Origin of the sequence: Agathobaculum faecis (assembly GCF_014287995.1) — a bacterium.
Lineage (GTDB): Bacteria > Bacillota > Clostridia > Oscillospirales > Butyricicoccaceae > Agathobaculum > Agathobaculum ammoniilyticum.
Genome location: NZ_JACOPL010000057.1, coordinates 1 through 1,292, shown reverse-complemented (window position 1 = coordinate 1,292; position 1,292 = coordinate 1). Strand labels below are relative to the sequence as shown.

Genomic DNA, 1,292 nt, shown 5'->3' with positions numbered 1-1,292 from the left:
CAACTAAAGAAAGAATGGAAGTGCTGAAAGATGGCAAGGGCGATTGATGCATATACACTAAACAATGATCTCGTGTCTTGGTACAATGACACCGAAGATGAAAAGGAAAAATCTATCCTGCGGCGGGTGATGCAGAGAGTGGTTCAAGCGCCCACAATCACCCCGCAGAACGAGGCGCTGACGTGCGAGGGATGCTATTACATCAAAAATGACGACTATTCGCCGTGCGCATGGTGCATTCGGTCGAAAGAAAACGAAGATTACTACCGCCGCCCACCGGAGGGAGAGGAGGACACCTGATGGACATTTCTGGGACAAATATAAAGCATATCACTATGTTTGACCGACAGTATACGCCGGAAAAACAAGCAGAGGGACTGGCAATCTCACAAGCTATTGTATACGGGCATTGTGATAAGTGTGGTTTCCTTTCTCAGTGTTCTACACAGGGGGAGGCATTCCAGTTTCCTGTGTTTGCGTGGTGTATGCGACGCAAGGTGGAAATCCTTGCAGATATGCAAAAGGAGGAAACCTGATGGATATTGAGAAGCTGATTGAGCAGCTGCGTTGGTGGGCAGATCACTGCGACCGAACAAATTACGGCTGCCATGCAAAGCCTTTTTTGCTGGATGCCGCAGCCGCCCTCTCTGCGCTCCAGACCGAAAACGAGAGGTTGCGGGACGAGCTAAAACGCAAGGTGAATTTAGTATTTCAACAGGCGAAAGAACTTGATAGGAGAAACTTGTTTTTGCAAGAACAAGAGGCCGAGCTGGATGATTTGCGCGCCCAGTGGGATATGTATGGCGGGGATGTTGGGATTACTGCCGTATACAAGGAGCTGGAGCAGGTAAAGCGGGAGAAGGATGCGGCGGCAAGCGATCTGGAAAGCGTTATGGCCTATCGCGGTGATAATTTAGACACTTGCCAATTCTGCAAAAACGGCCAGTGCCATGTAAGGGGAGGGACAAAACAGTGCCTCCCGCAATGGCGCGGCCCAAAGGAGGGGTGAACATAGAGAGAGCAACACACATTGACAAGGATGGATGGTACATCAATGGGGCCAATGTGGCGGCAGTATTCCATTCTGGTACGAGAGAAATCAGGATGAGCGGGAAAGACATTGACCGCCTCGCCGCCTACGAGGACACGGGCCTGGAGCCGGAGGACATCAAGCGGGCATTTAATGAAGCTGCTGTTTTAAAACTGGCCGGACAAGCCCTTGGTATAACACCTGACCGCCTCCACGAGCTGGCCCAGGCGGACAGGGAGGGGCGGTGCGTGGTGTTGCCGTG

General features: G+C 51.7%; 4 protein-coding genes. All 4 read left to right on the top strand.

What is annotated here, in order from left to right:
- Positions 1-30 precede the first annotated feature (30 nt).
- Positions 31-300, top strand: coding sequence for a hypothetical protein (locus H8S45_RS15755; RefSeq protein ID WP_186950579.1), 270 nt, complete (start codon positions 31-33; stop codon positions 298-300).
- Positions 300-536 carry a hypothetical protein gene (locus tag H8S45_RS15750; RefSeq protein ID WP_054328567.1) on the top strand — a complete coding sequence of 79 codons (237 nt, stop codon included), beginning with the start codon at positions 300-302 and terminating at the stop codon, positions 534-536. The genes H8S45_RS15755 and H8S45_RS15750 overlap by 1 nt, the downstream gene beginning before the upstream one ends.
- Positions 536-1,009, top strand: coding sequence for a hypothetical protein (locus H8S45_RS15745; RefSeq protein ID WP_054328566.1), 474 nt, complete (start codon positions 536-538; stop codon positions 1,007-1,009). Before H8S45_RS15750 ends, H8S45_RS15745 begins: the two co-directional genes overlap by 1 nt.
- Positions 1,006-1,292: hypothetical protein (locus H8S45_RS15740; RefSeq protein WP_186950577.1), on the top strand; the 287-nt coding region annotated here is incomplete at its 3' end. The genes H8S45_RS15745 and H8S45_RS15740, both read left to right, overlap by 4 nt.